The sequence below is a fragment of the Sphingomonas sp. Leaf339 genome, assembly GCF_001426195.1.
Classification (GTDB): Bacteria; Pseudomonadota; Alphaproteobacteria; order Sphingomonadales; family Sphingomonadaceae; genus Sphingomonas.
Genome location: NZ_LMRS01000022.1, coordinates 1 through 1063, shown reverse-complemented (window position 1 = coordinate 1063; position 1063 = coordinate 1). Strand labels below are relative to the sequence as shown.

Here is a 1063-nt window from a genome sequence, read left to right as displayed (position 1 = left end):
ACCGATAGCGGACTAGTACCGTGAGGGAAAGGYGAAAAGWACCCCGGGAGGGGAGTGAAATAGWWCCTGAAACCGYGCGCTTACAATCCGTCAAAGCCGGTGCATGACTTGTCATGGCTGGTGATGGCGTGCCTTTTGAAGAATGAGCCTGCGAGTTAGTGSTMTGTGGCGAGGTTAACCCGTGTGGGGYAGCCGTAGCGAAAGCGAGTCYGAATAGGGCGATTCAGTCGCAKGGTCTAGACCCGAAGCGAAGTGATCTATCCATGGCCAGGTTGAAGCGACGGTAAGACGTCGTGGAGGACCGAACCCACTTMRGTTGAAAACKGAGGGGATGAGYTGTGGRTAGGGGTGAAAGGCCAATCAAACTTCGTGATAGCTGGTTCTCYCCGAAATGCATTTAGGTGCAGCGTTGCGTGTTTCTTRCCGGAGGTAGAGCTACTGGATGGCCGATGGGGCCCAAAAGSTTACTGACGTCAGCCAAACTCCGAATGCCGGTAAGTGAGAGCGCAGCAGTGAGACKGTGGGGGATAAGSTTCRTMGTCGAGAGGGAAACAACCCAGACYACCAACTAAGGTCCCTAAGCGYGTGCTAAGTGGGAAAGGATGTGGAGTYGCRMAGACAACCAGGAGGTTGGCTTAGAAGCAGCCACCCTTGAAAGAGTGCGTAATAGCTCACTGGTCAAGTGATTCCGCGCCGACAATGTAACGGGGCTCAAGCACRCCACCGAAGTTGTGGCATTGACATTAATGGTAGGCCTTCGTGGTCCAGCCGTGTTGATGGGTAGGAGAGCGTCGTGTGGCGAGTGAAGCGGCGGTGTGAACCAGCCGTGGACGCCACACGAGTGAGAATGCAGGCATGAGTAGCGAAAGACGKGTGAGAAACMCGTCCTCCGRAAGACCAAGGGTTCCAGGGTCAAGCTAATCTTCCCTGGGTAAGTCGGGACCTAAGGCGAGGCCGACAGGCGTAGTCGATGGACAACGGGTTGATATTCCCGTACCGGCGAAGAACCGCCCAAGMYAATCCAGTAGTGCTAAGTATCTGAATCCCTTTGATGGATCCCTTC

1 rRNA gene is annotated in these 1063 nt (G+C 54.9%); it reads left to right on the top strand.

Annotated features, from left to right (window positions below):
- Positions 1 to 1063 (top strand): 23S ribosomal RNA (locus ASG67_RS10170); the annotation flags it as partial.